This is a genomic window from Saccharophagus degradans 2-40 (assembly GCF_000013665.1).
GTDB classification, from domain to species: Bacteria; Pseudomonadota; Gammaproteobacteria; order Pseudomonadales; family Cellvibrionaceae; genus Saccharophagus; species Saccharophagus degradans.
In genome coordinates, this window is the sequence record NC_007912.1 from 2029850 (window position 1) to 2050128 (window position 20279).

A 20279-nucleotide genomic window follows, 5' to 3' on the forward strand; every position below is an offset into this window, starting at 1 on the left:
CGGGCTTTTAGCTGCCTAGGTCGCTTAAAGAAAAATCGATACCGTATTCGTACGGTTTCCGTTGTTGGAGAAGTAACAATGTCAAAAGCTAAAACGCATAGTGGAGCAGCCAAACGGTTCAAAAAGACCGCTTCTGGTTACAAACACAAGCACGCTTTTAAGAGCCACATCCTTACCAAAATGACGACCAAACGTAAGCGTCAATTGCGCGGTACTAGCTTGTTGAATGCCGCCGATAAACCTGCTGTTGATCGTATGTTACGCGCCAATTAATTGGTCGATTACACTTTTTGTTAAGAGGATTTAAAAAATGGCTCGTGTAAAACGTGGAGTCGTGGCGCGTCGTCGTCACAAGAAAGTATTAAAAGCTGCAAAAGGTTACTACGGCGCGCGTTCACGCGTATTTCGTGTAGCTAAACAAGCCGTCATTAAAGCGGGTCAATACGCTTATCGCGACCGTCGCGTTAAAAAGCGTAACTTCCGTGCATTGTGGATTACGCGTATCAACGCGCAATCTCGTGCTGAAGGCTTAAGTTATAGCCGTCTAATCGCTGGTTTGAAAAAGGCAAGCATTGCCCTTGATCGCCGCGTACTTGCAGATTTGGCCATTCACGATAAAACAGCATTTGCTGCTATCGTTGCCAAAGCTCAAGAGGCTCTAGCTGCTTAATCTGATTTGGTGTATTGCTGATTTATTTTAGTAATTACCGATTCAGTCAAGAAGGGAAGGGCTTCGGCGCTTCCCTTTTTTGTTTTATACGTCGTTATAAAACCGTCATACAAACGAAACACACTATTACATATTGCGGTGGCGCCTAGTGGCCATCGACTAAGCAAATAATACGAGACGTCAATGGAAAACCTCAAAGCGCTTACAGAGCAAGCTTTAGCAGAAGTAGCAAAAACTGAAGACCTTGCTGGTTTGGACGCTATTCGCGTTAATTATTTAGGCAAAAAAGGCGAAATTACTGCGCAGCTAAAAAACTTGGGTGGCCTATCCCCAGAAGAGCGCCCAGCCGCCGGAGCAAAAATTAACGAAGCGAAGCAACTTGTTCAAAACCACATTAGCGAAAGAAAAGCAGCGCTAGAGGCGCAAGCTATATCGGCTAAGTTAGCAGCTGAATCCATTGATGTAACCTTAGCGGGCAGGCAGCCAGAAGTAGGTGGTTTGCACCCAGTCACGCGTACTTTGCGCCGTATATCTGAAATATTTACCGCCGTTGGTTACGATGTAGCCGAAGGCCCCGAAATCGAAGACGATTTCCACAATTTTGAAGCCTTGAATATACCTGGGCATCACCCCGCACGTGCAATGCACGACACATTCTATATTTCGCCCAGCCATGTATTGCGTACCCATACTTCGCCGGTGCAAGTAAGAACAATGAAATCGCAAGAGCCGCCAATTAAAGTTATTTGCCCTGGCCGCGTTTACCGTTGCGATTCCGATTTAACCCATACGCCTATGTTCCATCAGGTAGAGGGCTTGGTAGTAGATAAAAACGTTAGCTTTGCCGATTTAAAGGGCACCGTGGATCAGTTTTTAAAATCCTTTTTCGAAGCCGATGTACCGGTTCGTTTCCGCCCGTCTTACTTCCCATTTACAGAGCCTTCTGCAGAAGTAGATATTCAGTGCACAAACTGTGGTGGCGAAGGTTGCAGAATTTGTAAGCAAACAGGCTGGTTAGAAATTATGGGTTGCGGCATGGTGCACCCCAAAGTTTTTGAAAGCTGTGGCGTAGATGCAGAAGAATACACCGGCCTTGCCTTTGGTATTGGCGTAGAGCGTTTAGCGATGTTGCGCTATGGCGTAAACGACTTACGTTTATTCTTTGAAAACGACCTCGACTTTTTAAATCAGTTTTAGCTGCGTTAAAAAGTAATAGCAAAATAAAAAGTATTTAAGCGCTGGTCTTGCCAGCACTCAATCACGACAACTCTATTAAAAGTAAAGACATGAAGTTTAGCGAATCCTGGTTAAGAGAGTGGGTTAATCCCAACGCAAGTACACAGCAAATTGTTGATCAGTTAACAATGGCTGGCTTAGAAGTTGATGCTGTAGAGCCCGTTGCAGGTACTTTTAATGGCGTTATCGTGGGCGAGATTATAGATGCCCAGCAGCACCCAGACGCCGATAAATTGCGCGTGTGTACAGTGGCCGGTTTGCCAGAAGGCGAAACCCAAGTTGTTTGCGGTGCGCCAAACGCACGTGTAGGGCTAAAAATTCCGTTTGCTACCGTAGGCGCGAGCTTACCGCCCGGGGAAGATGGCAAACCGTTTAAAATTAAAAAAGCTAAATTGCGCGGTGTAGAGTCGTTTGGCATGTTGTGCGGTCAAACCGAGCTACAAGCTGGTGACGATGACGAAGGTTTGTGGGAATTACCAGCAGATGCACCCGTAGGCCAAGATTTACGCGAGTACCTCTCGCTAAATGACAACTTAATTGAAGTGGATCTCACGCCAAACCGCAGCGATTGCTTATCTATTAAAGGCTTGGCGCGCGAGCTTGGCGTATTAAGTAAAATTGAAGTTAAAGCACCTGTCATTGCCGCAGTCGAGCCGCAAATTTCTGATGTGTTGTCTGTTGCTTTATCTGCTGGCAGTGCCTGTTCGCGCTATGTGGGCCGAGTAATTAAAGGCATTGATGTAGCCAAGCCAAGCCCCTTATGGCTGCAAGAAAAGTTGCGCCGCAGCGGTATTCGCTCAATTGATGCAGTCGTAGATGTAACAAACTATGTACTAATCGAGCTTGGCCAGCCCATGCACGCATTTGATTTGGCAAAAATTAACGGCGGCATTAATGTTCGATTGGCAAACGCGAAAGAAGAATTAACTCTGCTTAACGATCAAAAAGTTGAGCTAAAAGAAGATACATTGGTAATTGCCGACGAATCTGGCGCTCTAGCCATGGCAGGCATTATGGGTGGCGAAGCCAGTGCTGTTACCTCTGCAACGCAAGATATCTTCCTAGAAAGCGCATTTTTTGAGCCTATTGCCATTGCTGGCCGTGCGCGTTCGTATGGTTTGCATACAGACTCATCTCACCGTTTTGAGCGCGGCGTAGATTACAACGGAGCGCAAGCGGCAATTGAGCGTGCTACCGCCTTATTGTTGGAAATAGTAGGTGGTCAAGCTGGCCCAGTAATTGTTGCTGAATCCCAACAAGATCTTCCTTCTGTAAGTAACGTGAACTTATCTAAAGCGCGCATTGAGTCTGGCTTAGGTTTTGCCATACCCGATGTAGAAGTTGAAGATATTCTTACGCGTTTAGGCTTAAAGCTGGTAGAAAGGAACGAAAGCGGCTGGACCTTTGCCGTGCCTAGCTATCGCTTTGACGTAGCAATTGAGGCCGACTTGCTCGAAGAGCTGGCTCGTATATACGGCTACAACAACTTGCCGACTACCACCGTACGTATTCCTGCTCAGTTGCCATCTAAAACAGAAACGGTAACGAAGCTCGATCGCATTAAGGATCATCTGGCTAGCAGGGGTTACCGAGAGGTGATCACCTATAGCTTTGTCGACCCTGCGCTGCAGAACTTGATTAACGGCGAGCAGGCTAATGTCCCCATTATCAACCCAATTAGCAGTGATATGGGCATAATGCGAACCAGTTTGCTGCCTGGGCTGCTTAACACGCTATCCAAAAACGTAAAACGCCAAGTACAGCGCGTTCGTATCTTTGAAAGTGGGTTAACCTTTGTGGCTCCAGAGGGTATGGATTCTCAAACGCTCGAAGGCTTAACGCAGCCCTCTATGTTTGCAGGCTTAATTTACGGTGCGCGAGCGCCCGTGGGTTGGCATGCAGATAAAGACGATGTCGATTTTTACGATATTAAGGGCGATTTAGAGTCATTGCTGGCCTTTACTGGTCAAGCGGTAACGTTTGAATCGGCGGAGGTGAAAGCACTTCACCCTGGCCAAACGGCCAAGGTTAAACTCGCTGGCACAGAAATAGGGTATATTGGCGCACTTCACCCAGAAGTGGCCAAACAGCTTGATTTACCTAAAGCGGCATATGTGTTTGAAGTGAGTCTAGATGCTATTAAGCAAGCTAAGGTGCCAGCTTTCACAGCGTTGTCGAGATACCCAGAAGTTGCCCGTGATATAGCTATACTTGTTGATAAGGGCGTCAATGGTGCGGCGTTAGAGGCAGAAATTCGTTCAGTTGCGGGGGATTACCTCAAAAACTTAAAGATCTTTGACGTATATAGCGGCAAAGGTATTGATCCACAACGAAAAAGTATTGCTTTTAACTTGATTTTTCAGCACCCTTCACGCACTCTAACTGAAGATGAGATTAGTGCTCCAATGGCTGAAATAGTCAAAAAACTGGAGCAGTCGTTTAACGCACAACTTAGGTAGCGCAATGTCGACATCGCTGACTAAGGCGGATTTGGCCGAAAAATTATACGAAGAGTTGGGCTTTAATAAGCGCGAAGCGAAAGAACTCGTGGAGCACTTTTTTGAAGAAATACGCAACTCTTTGGAAGATAACGAACAGGTCAAACTCTCGGGCTTTGGTAACTTCGATTTAAGAGATAAAAAACAGCGTCCAGGGCGAAACCCCAAAACGGGCGAAGAAATCCCTATTACAGCCAGAAGGGTGGTAACATTCCGCCCTGGTCAAAAGTTGAAGGCTCGAGTAGAAGCATATGCTGGAACCAAGTCATAACGACGAACTTCCTGAAATACCCGGTAAGCGATACTTCACCATAGGTGAGGTTAGCGAACTGTGCGCGGTTAAGCCGCATGTACTCAGGTACTGGGAGCAGGAATTCCCACAGCTAAAGCCGGTCAAACGGCGTGGCAACCGACGTTACTACCAACGTCAAGATGTACTTACCATTCGTCAAATTCGTGCGCTGCTGTACGATCAGGGCTTTACCATTGGCGGTGCGCGTCTCCAAATGACCGACGAAGGTGGCAAAGCCGATGAGCAGCCAACCAACGAGTTAGTACAAGATATAATCAAAGAATTAGAAGAGGTTTTAGCCGTACTTAAAACCTAAATTCAATGCTTGCATTTCACGTCTCAATCCGTATGATTGGCGCCTCTTTCGCAGGCACACGTGCCCAAAGCAAAGAAATCGGAGTGTAGCGCAGCCTGGTAGCGCACCACACTGGGGGTGTGGTGGTCGTCGGTTCAAATCCGGCCACTCCGACCAATTTTCCCCTTTAAAATCATAAGCTTACGTGACTTTGGTGGGCCACACCAAAAAAGTATTTCCTATTTTTTCTGTATTTTCCGTAATGAGAGTACAATTCATCCTTCGCTTTTGTAGCTTTCTATAACTTTAAATATCTTCATGTTTCGCGAATAAGCATCTTCGTCGATGCTGCTGTTTGCGTCGGAAGGGCTTTTATCTAGGTTTAACTCGAGTTTAGACCTCCCGGAATTCACCTTCCATAAATAATTGTGATGCTTTTGGTTTATCGGGCCAGCGTACGCGAAGTTGGTTGTTGAGCTTGCCTATATCGATGTGAGCCACAATTTCGCCACCGTTATGCAGGCTCCATTGGCCGTCCTTGAATTCCATAAACTCTAGCATGCCTGCACCTTCTCTATATTGGATTGCAACAAAGTACATTCCATCTAGCTCGGGGGGCTGGTAATCCCAATCAAGTATTATTTCTGCTTTCATTATGGCTAAAACCTCGCTCTAACACGCTCTATAATTTCAGCTAGGCAGAGTAGATGATGGCGCTGATAAATCTGGTGTGCACTTTTCGAAAAACCATGGCCGTACAACAATTCCGGCTGCCAATCCAATTGGGTACATAACTCGCCGAGGCTTCGTTTTAGCGTGTTATTGATGTTTGTTAATACTAATTCGATGCTAGAAAATAGCATTTCGCAAGAGGTAGGAAAGTTTCCTTGCGAGGTCTAGCGTTAGCTAGACCTAAAAAGTTTGGCGGGAAAAGCTTGTTATTCCCTTGCCGTATTGTGTAGTTGCTTTTTCTTTTAGTGGTTTAAGCAGCAACCGGACTTCTATAAGATCATTTTCAACTTCAGCAATTTCATCTTCGTCTGTGGAGGTGTCTCAGACCTGTGCCATTCTAGCTTCCATTTCTGTGAGCGCTTCTAGCACAAATTTAAATTCCGATTCTGCGAGGTCTAGAGTGAATCGACTCATACTTTGATACCTTCTTTTTTAAACACTCTTGTTGCCTTAAGAGCCATCTCCTCTAGCAAGCCTTTATATTTAACCACCGGCATGTTTTGAGTTGGGCATATACAGTAATGCTGTGGTTTATCTAGCACAAGTTTTAGGCCGTTTGGCGGTCTAGTGTTTGGCGGAAAACGCTATACCCAGCCGGTCATGGGGGATTGGTTGATCCCTTGCCATTGGCAATAATGACAATTATGCCATTAATTTCAGTCACATTTATTTCCCTTGCGCGTACATGTGAAAGTTTTGGCGAGCTGGTGTTTCCTAGTCTGAAGAGCTCTTCTGGTGCTAAGTAAAAGTCGTTCGGATACATACCTGTTTCCTTGTTAAATGATATTTAGTTCTTGTAGCGTGCACTTATCTGTTAGCGAAGGCGAGGTTATAGTAATACGAGGGCGTTTAAGGGGGGGGCTCGCAGAACTTACTTATGCGCATGTGGTAAGCGATATTTTGTCGTTTAAGTTTGCTTAAGCGAGCTTGCAGGTGAATTAGTGGGCTACGAGGCTGGCGAAATTCGGAAATAGAGTTACGTATACCTAATGTTGGCACTGTATTAGGCATTGGGCCAATTTCTGTCGCTTCACCGCTACTTTTGTCATATTTACCCGCTATAAGGTGCCCATAAAAATTTTGTGAACAAGTTCTACTTGCACCTTGCGAGGTAGAGTTGCATCATTGTTACATTTTTGGGGCAGGGTCGGTTGTATTGAGCTTTATATGGGATATGGGCTTATGGGGCAATTGATACCATGGTAAGTAAAATAATTAAAACATTGGGGTAGGGAAATGATTATTCGCGCCATTAAGGGTTTGGCTAAATCTATAAAGAATAAAAAGCGAACAATAATTCGCAGTATTGTCGCGGTTTGGTTGGTGTTATTCATTGCTTTACTGGGCGGTAAGGCATATCAGCACTTAGATCAACACGAGTCTCGGGGCGCCATTGCCGTAGAAAATGGCCATTTTGGTGAAAGTTACCCCACACCTATTTATTTAGATCAAGGCTGGGATCGCTCAGATAGCCTTTGGTTTTACAATACCACGCAGGGCTCGGCGTTATTGCCATACGACTTCTTTTTAGAGTTAGAGTTACCAGCAGTGGAATCAACAGAAAAACTGCGCGATATAGCGACAATAGATAAGTATCGCTATTTACCTCAGGATGAATCTTTCTTTAACCCCGATGGTTTACCTCTAGGCTTTGTAAAAGACACCTACAAAGGTGACGATTACGTAGGCTACACCTGTGCTGCGTGCCACACAGGCCAAGTTAACTATACCGACGAGAAAACCAACAAGCGCTACGCGATTCGCATCGATGGCGGCCCAGCTATGGCCGATATGGTTGGTTTTTTAATGGAATTGGAAGCATCTATGGACGCAACGCTTAAGAATACAACTAAGCTCGACCGCTTCGTTGATAATGTACTTAAGCGCAACAATGGTTATTCCGACCGCGATGACGTAATTAAAGATTTAGAAAAGTGGACCTTAACCATGAAGCAGTACAACATGGTTAACGAGTCGGATGTAGAGTACGGCTACGCGCGACTGGATGCATTTGGGCGCATATTTAACCGTGTTTTACAGCATGTGTTAAACAAAGAGCAAGCGAAGCGAGCCTTGTTATTGGCGCATGATGAAAACGGCGATCGAATTTTAACCGAGGCTGAGGTTGAGCTGGTATTAAAAGATATTACCGACCCCACGGTAATTGGTAACGAGCAATTTGCATTGGTGTTGCGCAACTTAATGTCTACCGAGCCTGGCTACCCAGGGTTGACTAAAGATGAGCTTACTATTTTAAAAGATGTGTTCTTCAATATACCTAACGCACCTGTTAGCTACCCGTTTATGTGGGACATTACTCATTCCGATTATGTACAGTGGAATGGTTTAGCGAATAACGCATCGGTTGGGCCATTAGGTCGTAACGTGGGTGAAGTGATTGGTGTATTTGGTATTCTCGATTGGAAAGCCAAAGACCCGGGTTTTAGTATTTCGGCTAAGTTATCTGGCCAGAGCAAAAACAAACCTCAGATTGACTTTCAATCTTCTATTCGCCATACCAATTTGCGTCGTTTAGAAAATCAATTGAAAACGTTGAAGTCACCTGAGTGGCCGGTTGAAATTTTTGGCGAGTTGGATGAAAAAAAGGTTAAGCGTGGCGAATTAATTTACGCCGAGTATTGCCAGTCTTGTCACGAAATTATTGATAGAAATAATTGGGACCGTATTGTTATTGCCAATATGTCTAACCTCGATAGCGTAGGTACAGACCGTAAAATGGCCGAGAACAGTGTTAACTACACGGGTAAATCGGGTAACTTTAAGTACACTTATCAAGCTACCGATGCGGGTACCATAGTGCTTGGTGAAGAAGCGCCGGTAGCGGCGTTACTGACTGCAGCTACTAAAGGTGTAGTGGGTACACCAGAGGCCGACAAGTTATTTATTCGCCGTTGGTTAGATTGGTTGTATAACTTAGCTAGCTCATTTTTTGAAAATGAAATTAAAGCAAGCGTAAAAGCTGGAGACTACTTCCCAGATACAACCGGTAAGCCTTATGATTCATTGCTTGCATATAAGGCGCGCTCTTTGAATGGTATTTGGGCTACCGCACCCTACTTACATAATGGCTCGGTACCTAGCTTGTACGATTTGCTGTTGCCGGCAAAGTGCGACCCGGAAAATGGTGTTATGGAATGTAGACCAGCAACATTTGAAGTGGGCAGCCGAGAATTTGATAAAGTAAAAGTGGGTTTAAAATATGAAGGCTACGGCGGTACCGTATTTGATACCAGTGTTGAGGGTAACTTCAATACTGGCCACGAATATGCCGCGGGTAATACTGCACTGCCTAATGGCGAGGAGCTTAAGCCGTTGAATAAACAGCAGCGTTACGACTTGTTAGAATTTATGAAAACACTTTAATAGTTTTGAGTTAGTTGATTTGAAACGGGCGAGTAGCACTTAGTGGTACTTGCCCGTTTTCGTAAAGGGAAATGAATATGTCTAAGAAGCGTCAGGTAATTATTGGGCTTGCGGTAGTGGGAGCTTTGTATGTAGGTTATGCCATTCTTGGCAAGAATCCACAGCAAGAACAGTTTGATAAAGTTGGGCTAAGTAAAGATGTTGTACGGCTCGACCAAAATTGGAGCGAAGATATTCGTCAACAGTTTAACTTTACTACTTTCGGCTCGAGGCTGATGCCCTACGAGTGGTTTTTGAATATAGAAGTGGAAGGTAGTGAGCAAAAACTACGTAGCGATGAAGTGCTAGGGCATTTGGGGTTTATTTTGCAAGATACCGCTCGCAATAACCCAGAAGGTTTGCCTGTAGGTTTTGCGGTAGATGATCGCGAAGAGACTAAATGGGTAGGGCTTACTTGTGCTGCTTGTCACGCGGGTGAAATTACCTATCAAGACCAAAAAATATATATTGATGGCGGCCCAGGGTTAATGGATTTTACTGGGTTTGAGCAAACTGTGTACGGCGCTTTAAAGTCTACTTACGAAGATGCAGCGAAGTTTGATCGATTCGCTGCGGCGCTTAAGCAAAGCTCGCCAGAAGATAAAACCGAATTAAAAGAAACATTAAAATCGAGAGTTGATTTTTTTCGCTTAAGGTTAGAAGCAAATGCTACAGAGGTGCCTTATGGTTATGGGCGCGTAGATGCATTTGGTCAAATCTTTAATGCTATTGCGGTTGAAGCAATGGATATTCCTTCTAACCGCCATGTGCCAGATGGCCCTGTAAGTATTCCTGTGCTGTGGGACGCATCGCACTTAGACCTAGTGCAGTGGAATGCATCTGCAGCAAACAGCGAGCCAGGCCCATTAGGGCAAAATGCGACAACCGCACTGGCTGTGTATGGCCAAATAGATATGCCCGGCTCTAAGTGGTTTGGTTATTCTTCCACCATTGCATTTAGAAATTTGGGATACATTCAAACTAAATTGTATGAGCTCACATCACCAGTTTGGCCTGAGCAAATATTGGGTGAAATTGATAAAACCAAAGCAGCCGCAGGCAAAAAGTTGTATGAGCAAAACTGTGCTAGCTGCCATACCGTAATAGATAGAGCCGACCCAACTCGTAAGCTTAAGGCTGGTGCCATTCCGCTAGAGCAAATTGGTACTGACCCCAAAATGGTTGAGAATTTTGTGAACGCCAAGGCTAAAACGGGGCCACTGGAAGGGCGCAAATCCAAATATATTGTTGGGGAGCCATTCCCAGCAGAAGTGGCTACATTCGATATGGTATTGCAGGCCACTTTAGGTTCTATGATTCGCCATCCTCTGCAGGCTGTATCGGCGGTGTTAAACGAGAAGCGTGACGTGTATACCTCTGAACCATTTTTAAAAGAGAAGGTTTATAAGGCTAGGCCGTTGAACGGTATGTGGGCAGCGGCGCCGTATTTACATAACGGCTCTGTACCTACATTGTTCGATTTGCTGTTACCGGCTATAGAGCGCCCTGTAAGTTTTTATGTGGGGAACAAAGAGCTAGACCCCGTAAAAGTGGGTTTTGTTACCGAGCAGGGTGAGCATTCAAATTTGTTTGATACAACGCTACTTGGCAACAGTAATAGCGGTCATGAATTTGGCGCAGCCCTTACAGAGGAAGAGCGCTGGGCGTTGGTAGAATATTTAAAGACGCTGTAATGTTTAAGTTTTAATATTTAATTTTAAGCTAATCACCAAAGGCAAAAGCACTCGAATTCGAGTGCTTTTTTTTTGATTAAACACTGCGTTTTTTCCTACACAACAACAAAGCGATAAGAGCTATAAGAATATAGCCGGGTATATTGCCACCACCAGAGCTGTTGTTACTTGGTTCTGATGGTGTGCTGGGCGTGGTTGGGGTTGTTGGCGTTGTGGGTTGATTCTGTAGTTGTATCGAAACAGTGGCGTTAGCTAATTGAGTGTTTATCGCATTTTGCAGGTTTATTTCTAAGATAGATGCTGCACTTAGTTCGGTTAAAGCGCTGGCGGGTACGCTTACAACTTTATTGGCCGCTTCGCCATCTGCCCATTCAATAGTGCCATTTGCAACTGCAGTGCTTGCGCTATTGACTGTTAAGCTAACTTCGTAATTTACACTTACTGCACTGCTTATGCCGCCTAGTCGTTGAGCAACAAACATGAATGGCTGATCGTTTGCAGCAGGCGCAGATTGGTTGGCCATTAGCTGGATTGTATTGGTGCTACTGGGGTCGGCGACTTGAATATAGGCTAGTCCGCCATTTGTAAGTGTTGCGCCCCCTTGAGGGTTTTTAAGCCATAGTGCTGCGCTTTCTACCGATTCATCTGACCCATCAGCTGTAATAGTTAGTGTGACGCTTTTGCTTGCTGTTTCACCGTCGCTCCAGCTTAGGCTGGTGTTGTCGAGTGAAATATCCGAAGTAGTGGTAGTTAAGTGCTGTAATTCTAATTGCACTGTTGCTGCGCCAGTGCTGCCGTTTAGGCGTTCTATGTTAATTTCTACTGTGTTGCCTTCCTCGCCAGAATATTGCTGAGTGCTAAACGTAAACTCACCTGCAGTGCTGGCTAGTGTTTTATCCTGAAGAATATATAGGCCCGAATTAATATCGCTAATTGCAATTTTGCCACTTGGGTAGAATGGGTAGGCGCCCCAAGCACCGGAAAACTGAGTGGAGTCTGATGCGGGTACGGTATCGAAATAGCCTGTTCGAGTAATAGATTGCGGGTTGGTAATATCTAACACGGTTAACCCAGCGGTGTAGTTAGACATGTAGTAGCGATTGCCGCGCACAAAGCCGTTGTGGTCGATAGTTCTGTTACTACTTTGCCAATTACCTGCAGGAACAGGGGAGCGCAAGTTACTCATGTTAAAGGCGCGTACTTGGGTTTGAGCGCCTGTATAAAACTCGTCTAACTCATCGTGCACAAATAGAGTTTGTGCATCTTCGCTCCACCAGCCGGAGTGCACATATTCACTATTGCTATAGGTTATGGTAGATATGACTTCAGGGGCTGCAGGGTTGGTTAAATCGAGAATAACAATGGCATCTTCATTGAAATCTGCATATACAACGCAGTTATCTGCTTGGAGCGCGTTTATACAATCAGTGTTTTTTCTTGCGTCGTTAATTAATACCGAGCTGCCATCGTGCATGTAACCACTACCGGCTGTGCCCACTAGGTTGGGTGCGGTGGGAGTGGTGAGCGAGTAAACTCTGTTTACGCCACCGTTGGTGGCCCCCGCTATAGTTAAGCTAGCGGGCACGTTACTTTTTAGCGGGGCGCCAAAAGTGTAATCCACGCCGGCAATATAAACGTTGTGGGCAGATGTAATATCTGAAGCATAACTAACACTAGTAACGCTATTGGGTAGGCCTGTCATGTCAATAACTGCTAGGCCTTGGTTTGCTTCGGTAGTTACGTAGGCATAGGCCTGCCAGCGTGCGGTGTTAGTTTCGTAATGTTGATATATTTTTATATCGCGCCAATCGTTGCGCAAACCATCGTCAGAGCCGACAACAAAAGGGTTTTCGCCATCGGTAATATCGACGACGGCTACACCGGTATCTAACCCAATAATACTGTATTCCCGTTGAGTGTTTAAATCGACAAAGCCCCAAATGTCGCTGCCACCGCTAGCATTTAGCGGTAAATCGTTGAATCCAACATGTGACAGGAGGTTAATGTTTTCGCACGGGAAATTGTTGGCGCTGTTATTCACGCAGTCGGCTTTACTGTGAGACTGCATCGTAGCGCTAAGTGTTTTAGAAAGCGCCTGCGTATTTGCTCGCTCAGCAGGGCGCATATGTTTTAAGTCGCTTACAACTCTGAAGCCTCGCTCTGCAAATAATGTGCGTTGCTGGGCAGGAATGCCAATTAAAGTTGTGGTGCTCTCTTCTGGTGTGGAGGCATTGAACTGCGTAACACGCGAATAACCGCCATATAAGCGATAGCTATTGGCAACAATGGTAAAAACGTCGTCTGTACTGTTAATTTGATAATCGCCCGCAGCAACGTACACACGGTCGGTTTTGGTCGATTGAGAAATAGCATAAATAACGGATTGGCAGGGGCGGAAAAGATTGGTGCAATCGGACTCGTCTTGCCCATCGGCTGCCACATACCGCGCTATACCGCTGTCGGCAAAAGCGTTGGGTATGACGGTGACTGCCGCAACGCTAGCAACTAGCGCAAGCGGTTGTAAAAATGTTTGTAGGCGTAATCTTTCCATGGAGCATATTCCATTAGTTTGTAAGGCGTGCATTTGCACCCAGTAAGCGTGGTTTATTCATTTATTACGATAGCGTAATTAGCGTGTATAGGGAATTCAGATACACTGCAAAATGCCTTCACATATGTAAAAAAATGTAGCCTACTTCTCAAATAGGATGGAGCCATACGGCGCAGCAGTGTAATAATCGCTTATTGAGTTTGTGCCTAAGGGGTAAGTCGGCAAAATGTGTGTTCTCGATAAAAAGCAAGCTGCCTATGTAGGCGTATTGTTAATGGTGCTATTAATGGCTGCTTGTGGGCGTAAGCCTATGCTAGAAGTGGCTTTTGCATTACCGGAAGCGGCAGAGCACCAGCGTGTTGAATTTCTCGCTTTTTATATATCTAGCCCGTATTTTATTTTGAAAGATGGGCAAAAATTACCTGCCGTGTTGGATGATACTAAGCCGTGGCAATCTAATACCGTGGCGCTAATAAAATTGCATTGCCTTAGTGAAAATTGCGGTAGGCAATTAGTGTTAAAGCCGCCACGCACTAAAGCACACAACATTCAAGGGGTTGGGTTCGATATGGGGGTACCCTTCGAGCAAAATCACAGTAATCCGTTATTGGCGCCAGCACCTTTAAACGACGACGCAATGTTTTGGGTGTGGCAGCAGGGGCATAAATTTTTGCGTTTGGATTTATCTAGTACGGCGAGTCAAGGCGGCGTTGTTTTTCATATTGGTAGCGTGGGCTGCGCGGCAAGCTCTGTAATGCGAGCTCCTTCTTCTGCGTGTACTCAACCAAATATTTTAGCGCTGGAATTTCCTGTGTTCGATGTGAACGAAAATAAGTTGGAATTTCAATTGGCCTCTTTTGGTGCACCCGCGGGTAACGAAGTGTTGCATTGCACGGGGGATTACGCTGCTAAACTCGACTGTGCCGCGTTGTTTGGTCAACTGGGGATGAGTTTGAGCGAGGGGCGATGCGACCGCGTGTGTAATGCGGGCTATTTATTTTCGGTTGTGCAGCGTGGCATTAATGATTAATCGCCTTCCTCTACCTTTAGCTAAGTATTACGTGGTTTTTGGGCTGGGCATGCTCTTGGTATGTTTAGTTATTGCTTTTTCTTTTGCTTGCTTGCGCTCAGAGCCTACCCCCTACGTATGGCATTTACCTCCGGGGTTTCCTGAGCCTCCTGTCCCACCAGATAACCCCATGACGGTGGAAAAAGTAGAGCTGGGGCGTCACCTTTTTTACGAAAAGCAGCTATCAGGTAACGGTTTGCAATCCTGCGCGAGTTGCCATCAGCAGGAATTAGCCTTCACCGACGGTGTAGCTATGCCTGTAGGGTCTACTGGGCAAGTGGTTAACCGCAACAGTATGTCCTTAGTGAATGTGGCCTACAGCAGCCACTTTACGTGGGCGCACAACGGCTTGGCTAACCTCGAACAGCAGATTCTTATACCGTTATTTAACGAGCAGCCGGTGGAGATGGGGCTCACGGGCGCGCAGGAGCGTGTGTTGGCCGCTTTGGCATCTGATAAGCAATACCAAGCCCTATTCGCAAAGGCATTTCCAGAAGCAAAAAGCATAACAATGGATAACGTGGTTAAAGCGTTGGCCTGCTTTGTGCGCTCGATTGTATCTTTTCGGTCTGCTTTCGATCGCTATGCGTACTACGGTGACGATAGCGCGCTATCTGAGCAAGCGCTTGAGGGGTTGGCTCTGTTTATGTCAGAGCGGCTAGAGTGCCGCCACTGTCACTCTGGGTTTAACTTTGCAGATACTTCACAACACGCCAGTGAAAAGGGGGAGCCGGACGCTTTTCACGTGACGGGGTTGTATTATCCATTAGGTTCATCTTTACAGCCGCAATTGCAATCTGTTTTAGCTGGGATTGAAGTGGATAGGGGGCTATATCATGTGAGTGGTGTAGAGACCGATAAAGACCGCTTTAGAGCGCCTTCATTGCGTAATATAGCGGTTACAGCCCCTTATATGCACGACGGCAGTATTCAGAGTTTGGAAGAAGTTTTGGACTTTTACAGCAGTGCTGGTAGACCCGCAATTTATGACGGGTTTGGTGATGGCCGACTACACCCGCATAAGAGTTTGTTTATTAAGGGGTTTTCGTTAACTGAAGCCGAAAAAGCAGCATTGATGGCGTTTTTTTTATCCTTGACGGATAACGACGTGTTAAGCGAAGCTAGGTGGTCGCAGCCTAGAAACGACTAATTCGCCCAAACGGGTGCAAATAACTAACAAAATGGAATGGTACGGTAGGCGTAGTCAAACCTTTTCGTCTATTATGAATAATTATAGGTTGTTACCGTTAGCCTGCTACCCACGTAGCTCTAATCAACATGGATATAACCACGGCTCAATGAAACGTGATCAAGATTAAACCTGAGCTGCTTCAGTTCGGAACTGACCGCATCCGCGCCCTCAAATCGGGGTGGGGGAAAGGTGTCTTTTGTCTGTTAATCTTGGCGTTTTATAGCATTGCTTCTAGTGCGCAGGGGGTTCAGCGTAAGCTGGATGAATCGGTAGTGCGCGCATATGTTGTGGTGGCTATTCTCAAATACACCCAGTGGGGGCAGAATACACAGCCTCTAGATCAGCTCACCCTATGCAGTGTGGGCGAGCCGCTTTCGCAAAATTACCTCTCCAACGCTGTACGCTCTTTTGCCCACCCTAATGTTAAAGCATTTAACTACTACAACCTCGACGACAAAAACTCTTACCGTTTAGAAGACGGCACTCAGGTGGAAGCCAAGCATTGTGATGTGCTTGTTGTGGGGCCTGAATTTGATACAAGAAAAGCCTTAGGCGCTGATAAATCTGCTTTGTATATTTGCGATGGTCTTAAGCAAGGTGAGCAAGATTGCGCAGTAGAGCTAGGTTTAACGCGAGGCAAAGTATCTTTTGTGGTTGATTTAAATCACGCTCAATCTGCAGGTGCGGTATTTAGCTCCTCATTGCTAGAGTTGGCAGAAAGCATAGAGGGGCGTCGATAATGACTCCATCAACCCCTAAAAAGAGCTTTCGTACTCAAATAGGACGTGTGCTGTTAATTTCCCTCGGTTTGTCGTTGGGCGTGTTGTTTGTGAGTGTGTATTACTTGGGTGTTGCGCAGCAGCAAAAATGGATGGAGCGGGATATCGCGGTGTTGGCTGATATTCTTGGCAATAGGTCGGTTGCAGCTTTAGATTTTTACGATCAAGACGCGGCTAAACGTAACCTAGTATCCAGTAGCTTTCACCCAGCCATAGATTTCGCGTGTTTATATAACCGCAGCGGTGAATTGTTTGCATACTTTAGTCGCACCAATTCTGGTATTTCTGGTATTTGTAGTTTGCCGCAAATTACCGACCGACTGCAGCTAAACAGTTCACTAGGTTTAGGTAAATTAAAAGCCGGCACCAAAATTGTAGAAAACGCCAAAAACGATCAGATATACGTTTACTCCTCAGTTACGTCCGTGGGCGATGTGGTGGGTGAGCTGGTTATTGTTGCTAATACTAAGCTTCTTAAAACCGGTCAGCGCGAGTTGCTGCTTATCCTTCTAGTGTTATTTGTTGTTGTTATGATCTCTGCGCTGCTTGTTTCACGGCGAATGCTAAGTAGTGCGTTATCCCCGCTTACACATTTACACAACACCGCAAAAAACATTTCGGTTAACTCGCTATCACGAGAGCGGGTTAAAAAAATTAGCGATGACGAAGTTGGCGAGCTTGTGGATGTGTTTAACGCCATGCTTAACAATTTAGCTAAAGAGAACGAAGCGTTAGTGGTGTCCGAAAGCCGATTTAGAACGTTAGCGGAAAGCGCCCCTATTGGTATTTTTCTTCGCAATGAGAATTTTGAAACCCTGTATGTAAATGATCGTTGGTGTGCTATTACTGGCCAGCCGCATGGTTGCAGCAGGCAGGAATATCTAAAATCCATAAGCGACTACGACCTGCGTAACTACGAGGGCATGATAGAAGGACTGCGCAGTGGCAGCGTAGGGCAAACAATAGAGTATCGTTACCGCGCCCCGGGGCGTTTGAACGATCATATTTTAATGGAGTACGTAACGCCCCTTGAAGTTAAAGAAGGTGTTTCTGGCGAGCATCAAGTGCGTGGTTATGTAGGCTCGGTACTTGATGTTACCGAATTGAAAAACGCGCAGCACGAACTTGAAAAACTGGCGTACTATGACCCGTTAACGCATTTACCCAACCGCCGCTATTTTAAAGATTACCTCGTTAAACAATTGCAGCTGGCCAAGGAGGAAGACTCCATTATGGCTGTGCTGTTGGTTGACCTGGATAACTTCAAGCGTATAAACGATACGCTGGGTCACGACGCCGGCGACATTTTGCTTTCAGTATTGGCTGGTCGTATTAAGCAGCGTTTGCACTCGCAAGATTTGGTTGCAAGGATGGGCGGCGATGAATTTTATTTGGTGTTGCGCAACTTATCTTCACTGGCAGAAGTAGAAAAAATTACGAAGCGAGTAAGATCTGTACTAGCCAGTCCTATTCGTATTAAAAACCATTTTGTAGAAATTACGGCCTCAATTGGTGTGGCGAGTTACCCAGAAAATTGCGATACCCCCGAAGAGCTTATGCGTAATGCCGATATCGCACTCTATAAAGCGAAAGGCGACGGTCGAAATAGAGTGGCTTACTTTTCTGCTGAGTTAGATAGCCAATTGCGCGATAAAATGCGGTTAGAGTCGAAGTTGCGTCAAGCGGTTAGCTGCGAAGCCTTCGAAATTTATATTCAACCGCAATACGATTATAAAACGTCTAAATTTCGTTGGGCAGAAGTACTTATTCGTTGGGAAGACCCAGAAGAGGGTTTTATTCCACCGGATAAGTTTATAAAGCTTGCCGAAGAAACTGGCATTATTAACGACATTGACCAGTGGGTGTTGCGCGCTACCTGTAAGCTGTGGGCAGAGCATGGTGAAGCGTTGCGCGCTATTGGTATAGAAGGGGTATCTATGAACCTTTCTGCTCGCCAGTTTTATTCGAAAACTCTGTTCGCTTACGTCGAGGCGGTATTTGAAGAGTACGGCATTAACCCAAGTTGTATCTCGTTTGAAATTACTGAATCTATGGTAATTGAAAACATTGAAGGCGCCATTGAAACGATGGAGCGGTTGCGCAACATCGGCTCACGTATTTCTATAGATGATTTTGGTACGGGTTACTCGTCGCTTTCTTACTTGAAACGTTTGCCAATTGATAGCCTAAAAATAGACCGCTCCTTCATTATGGATATCCCCGGTGACACAAATGATGTTGCCATTACCTCTGCTATTATCGCAATGGCAGAAAAGCTTAACCTTTCGGTTATTGCTGAAGGTATAGAAACCAAAGAGCAGTGCGAATTCCTTGTCGAACAGGGCTGCTTCCATATGCAGGGTTATTACTTCGCCAAGCCTGCGCCTGTGCGCACCTTCCTAAAACCTCAGCTAAACGCTGCAGTAGAGTAACCTAAGTTCGGGCCTTGCAGCTTGAATTGTCATAATTATATTGTTAATCTCGCTTGGTAACCGGTTACATATCCGCTTAGTGCGGTGAAATCACAATAAAACAACGGTCATTCGAGAGATATTATGCAAAAAATTACACGTTTAGCGGCGTTAGTCGTCGCTGGCTTGTGCCTGCTAGGTACGCAGGCGCAGGCGAAAAAGTTTGAACACTTAGCCCAAACCCCGCCTATGGGGTGGAATAGCTGGAACAATTTTGGCTGTGATGTAGATGAAAAGCTCATCAAGGAAACGGCTGATTATATGGTTTCTTCCGGCATGAAAGACGCGGGATATGAGTATGTAAACATAGACGATTGCTGGCATGGTGAGCGCGATGCTAATGGTTTTATTCAGGCAGACCCCGAGCGGTTTCCTTCCGGTATTAAAGCGCTTGCCGACTATGTTCATTCGAAGGGGCTGAAGTTTGGTATTTATTCTGACGCGGGTTGGACCACCTGCGGCGGTAAACCGGGCAGTCGTGGGTACGAGTTTCAAGATGCACAAATGTATGCGAAATGGGGCGTGGATTATCTTAAATACGATTGGTGCGCTACAGATGGCTTAAAGGCCGAAGGCGCATATCAAACAATGCGTGAAGCCATTCATAAAGCCGGTAGACCAATGGTATTTAGCATTTGCGAGTGGGGCGACAACCAGCCTTGGGAGTGGGCCAAACCTATTGGGCATCTATGGCGTACCACGGGTGATATCTACAACTGTTTCGATTGCGAATATGACCACGGTACTTGGTCTTCCTGGGGTGTATTGCAAATTTTGGATATGCAAGACGACCTAAGGCAGTACGCTGGGCCAGGCCATTGGAACGACCCCGATATGATGGAGGTGGGCAATGGCATGACTGAAGCTGAAGACCGTTCGCATTTTTCAATGTGGGCTATGTTGGCAGCGCCCCTTATTGCTGGTAACGATATACGCAATATGTCGGAAGCTACCAGAAAAATTCTCACCAATAAGGCCGTGATAGCAGTCGATCAGGACGAGCTAGGCGTACAGGGCTTTAAATATTCCAGTAAAAATGGCGTAGAGGTTTGGTTTAAACCGTTGGCGAATGATGAGTGGGCAATGGCTGTACTCAACCGAAATAAAGGTGAAGTTAAATTCGAGTTTAAGTGGCGTAATGAAGTGGTTAAAGATGAGCTGACGCATCGCACTATTACGTTCAACGAGCAAAAATTTGACTGGCAAGATTTGTGGAATAAATCCAACAAGGGCCATACCAAAAAATTCCTAAAAACAAAAATAGCTGGGCACGATACGCTGATGTTTAGGCTAACGCCGGCTAAAAACTAGTAGGCTGATTGTAAAAAATAAACCCGCATTACAGCGGGTTTATTGGATCGCAAACCTAGCAAGAAA

The 20279-nt window shown here is 45.7% G+C and carries 15 protein-coding genes and 1 tRNA gene; 14 read left to right on the forward strand and 2 right to left on the reverse strand.

Features of this window, described 5'->3' with window-relative positions:
* Positions 1-78: 78 nt before the first annotated feature.
* The 7 genes from rpmI to SDE_RS08305 all read left to right on the forward strand — a co-directional run bounded on the left by rpmI (position 79) and on the right by SDE_RS08305 (position 5168).
* Entirely contained in the window at positions 79-273 is a 195-nt protein-coding gene (gene rpmI / locus SDE_RS08275) for a 50S ribosomal protein L35 (protein WP_011468061.1), read from the forward strand.
* A gap of 37 nt (positions 274-310) precedes the next feature.
* Positions 311-670 (forward strand): 50S ribosomal protein L20, encoded by a 360-nt coding sequence (gene rplT, locus SDE_RS08280; RefSeq protein ID WP_011468062.1) that lies wholly within the window; start codon positions 311-313, stop codon positions 668-670.
* Between the two features lie 183 nt (positions 671-853).
* The gene (pheS, locus tag SDE_RS08285) at positions 854-1867 is read left to right on the forward strand and encodes a phenylalanine--tRNA ligase subunit alpha (RefSeq protein WP_011468063.1); all 1014 of its coding nucleotides are present in this window, start codon (positions 854-856) and stop codon (positions 1865-1867) included.
* A gap of 89 nt (positions 1868-1956) precedes the next feature.
* The gene (pheT, locus tag SDE_RS08290; RefSeq protein WP_041325564.1) at positions 1957-4365 is read left to right on the forward strand and encodes a phenylalanine--tRNA ligase subunit beta; all 2409 of its coding nucleotides are present in this window, start codon (positions 1957-1959) and stop codon (positions 4363-4365) included.
* Between the two features lie 4 nt (positions 4366-4369).
* The gene (gene ihfA, locus SDE_RS08295) at positions 4370-4675 is read left to right on the forward strand and encodes an integration host factor subunit alpha (RefSeq protein WP_011468065.1); all 306 of its coding nucleotides are present in this window, start codon (positions 4370-4372) and stop codon (positions 4673-4675) included.
* On the forward strand, positions 4656-5012 hold the full coding sequence (locus SDE_RS08300) for a MerR family transcriptional regulator (RefSeq protein WP_011468066.1): 357 nt from the start codon (positions 4656-4658) through the stop codon (positions 5010-5012). Before ihfA ends, SDE_RS08300 begins: the two co-directional genes overlap by 20 nt.
* Before the next feature lie 79 nt (positions 5013-5091).
* Positions 5092-5168 (forward strand) — tRNA-Pro (locus tag SDE_RS08305).
* A gap of 216 nt (positions 5169-5384) precedes the next feature.
* Here the strand turns inward: SDE_RS08305 and SDE_RS08310 are convergent.
* Entirely contained in the window at positions 5385-5645 is a 261-nt protein-coding gene (locus tag SDE_RS08310; protein WP_011468067.1) for a hypothetical protein, read from the reverse strand.
* A 1314-nt stretch (positions 5646-6959) separates the two neighbouring features.
* Between SDE_RS08310 and SDE_RS08315 the strand changes: the two genes are divergently transcribed.
* Together SDE_RS08315 and SDE_RS08320 are read left to right on the forward strand one after the other, a co-directional pair.
* Positions 6960-9107 carry a di-heme-cytochrome C peroxidase gene (locus tag SDE_RS08315; RefSeq protein ID WP_011468068.1) on the forward strand — a complete coding sequence of 716 codons (2148 nt, stop codon included), beginning with the start codon at positions 6960-6962 and terminating at the stop codon, positions 9105-9107.
* 77 nt (positions 9108-9184) lie between these two features.
* A complete protein-coding gene (locus tag SDE_RS08320; protein WP_011468069.1) occupies positions 9185-10840 on the forward strand; it encodes a di-heme-cytochrome C peroxidase in 1656 nt (551 codons plus the stop codon).
* A 76-nt stretch (positions 10841-10916) separates the two neighbouring features.
* On the opposite strand, the gene SDE_RS08325 is transcribed toward SDE_RS08320, so the two are convergent.
* Positions 10917-13391 (reverse strand): choice-of-anchor B family protein, encoded by a 2475-nt coding sequence (locus SDE_RS08325; protein ID WP_049762601.1) that lies wholly within the window; start codon positions 13389-13391, stop codon positions 10917-10919.
* A gap of 226 nt (positions 13392-13617) precedes the next feature.
* Here SDE_RS08325 and SDE_RS08330 point away from each other — a divergent pair, with 226 nt between their 5' ends.
* The 5 genes from SDE_RS08330 (at position 13618) to SDE_RS08350 (ending at position 20213) form a co-directional block, all read left to right on the forward strand.
* Entirely contained in the window at positions 13618-14421 is an 804-nt protein-coding gene (locus SDE_RS08330) for an MbnP family copper-binding protein (RefSeq protein WP_011468071.1), read from the forward strand.
* Entirely contained in the window at positions 14414-15610 is a 1197-nt protein-coding gene (locus tag SDE_RS08335) for an MbnH family di-heme enzyme (protein WP_011468072.1), read from the forward strand. Before SDE_RS08330 ends, SDE_RS08335 begins: the two co-directional genes overlap by 8 nt.
* Before the next feature lie 155 nt (positions 15611-15765).
* The gene (locus tag SDE_RS08340; RefSeq protein WP_011468073.1) at positions 15766-16392 is read left to right on the forward strand and encodes a YfiR family protein; all 627 of its coding nucleotides are present in this window, start codon (positions 15766-15768) and stop codon (positions 16390-16392) included.
* Complete coding sequence (locus tag SDE_RS08345) at positions 16392-18863, forward strand: bifunctional diguanylate cyclase/phosphodiesterase (protein WP_011468074.1); 2472 nt, start codon at positions 16392-16394, stop codon at positions 18861-18863. Before SDE_RS08340 ends, SDE_RS08345 begins: the two co-directional genes overlap by 1 nt.
* A 123-nt stretch (positions 18864-18986) precedes the next feature.
* Positions 18987-20213, forward strand: coding sequence for a glycoside hydrolase family 27 protein (locus tag SDE_RS08350; protein WP_011468075.1), 1227 nt, complete (start codon positions 18987-18989; stop codon positions 20211-20213).
* Positions 20214-20279: the final 66 nt, after the last annotated feature.

Bases quoted from the DNA above. Each gene is read 5' to 3' on its own strand.
- ihfA (WP_011468065.1), top strand. From the start codon at position 4,370: ATGTCGACATCGCTGACTAAGGCGGATTTGGCCGAAAAATTATACGAA.
- SDE_RS08300 (WP_011468066.1), top strand. From the start codon at position 4,656: ATGCTGGAACCAAGTCATAACGACGAACTTCCTGAAATACCCGGTAAG.
- SDE_RS08320 (WP_011468069.1), top strand. From the start codon at position 9,185: ATGTCTAAGAAGCGTCAGGTAATTATTGGGCTTGCGGTAGTGGGAGCT.
- rpmI (WP_011468061.1), top strand. From the start codon at position 79: ATGTCAAAAGCTAAAACGCATAGTGGAGCAGCCAAACGGTTCAAAAAG.
- SDE_RS08315 (WP_011468068.1), top strand. From the start codon at position 6,960: ATGATTATTCGCGCCATTAAGGGTTTGGCTAAATCTATAAAGAATAAA.
- SDE_RS08310 (WP_011468067.1), bottom strand. From the start codon at position 5,645: ATGAAAGCAGAAATAATACTTGATTGGGATTACCAGCCCCCCGAGCTA.
- rplT (WP_011468062.1), top strand. From the start codon at position 311: ATGGCTCGTGTAAAACGTGGAGTCGTGGCGCGTCGTCGTCACAAGAAA.
- pheS (WP_011468063.1), top strand. From the start codon at position 854: ATGGAAAACCTCAAAGCGCTTACAGAGCAAGCTTTAGCAGAAGTAGCA.
- SDE_RS08345 (WP_011468074.1), top strand. From the start codon at position 16,392: ATGACTCCATCAACCCCTAAAAAGAGCTTTCGTACTCAAATAGGACGT.
- SDE_RS08350 (WP_011468075.1), top strand. From the start codon at position 18,987: ATGCAAAAAATTACACGTTTAGCGGCGTTAGTCGTCGCTGGCTTGTGC.
- SDE_RS08335 (WP_011468072.1), top strand. From the start codon at position 14,414: ATGATTAATCGCCTTCCTCTACCTTTAGCTAAGTATTACGTGGTTTTT.
- SDE_RS08325 (WP_049762601.1), bottom strand. From the start codon at position 13,391: ATGGAAAGATTACGCCTACAAACATTTTTACAACCGCTTGCGCTAGTT.
- pheT (WP_041325564.1), top strand. From the start codon at position 1,957: ATGAAGTTTAGCGAATCCTGGTTAAGAGAGTGGGTTAATCCCAACGCA.
- SDE_RS08330 (WP_011468071.1), top strand. From the start codon at position 13,618: ATGTGTGTTCTCGATAAAAAGCAAGCTGCCTATGTAGGCGTATTGTTA.